The sequence below is a fragment of the Bacillus sp. H1a genome (genome assembly GCF_000633475.1).
GTDB classification, from domain to species: Bacteria; Bacillota; Bacilli; order Bacillales; family Bacillaceae_G; genus Bacillus_A; species Bacillus_A paramycoides.
Window position 1 is genome coordinate 1 of the sequence record NZ_AYMH01000160.1, and the last position, 284, is coordinate 284.

At 38.4% G+C, this 284-nt stretch carries 1 protein-coding gene; it reads left to right on the forward strand.

Features of this window, described 5'->3' with window-relative positions:
* Nucleotides 1–284 (forward strand): Cna B-type domain-containing protein (locus tag U860_RS32530; RefSeq protein ID WP_025151490.1); only part of this gene is annotated, 284 nt, incomplete at both ends.

A 284-nucleotide genomic window follows, 5' to 3' on the forward strand; every position in this document is an offset into this window, starting at 1 on the left:
TGGAAATACGCGTTTACAGACTTAGCGGCATATGATGCCGAAGGAAAAGCATACAAGTATGAAGTAAAAGAACAACCAGTGGATGGATATAAATCTGAGGTTCAAGGTTATGACATCACGAATACAAAAGTAGGCCAAACAAAGGTAGAAGGAACGAAGACATGGAAAGATGATAACGCAACAGATCGTCCAGAAATGATCAAAGTAGATCTACTACAAAATGGCAAAGTAATCGCAACACAAGAAGTAAGTAAAGCAAGTGAATGGAAATACGCGTTTACAGA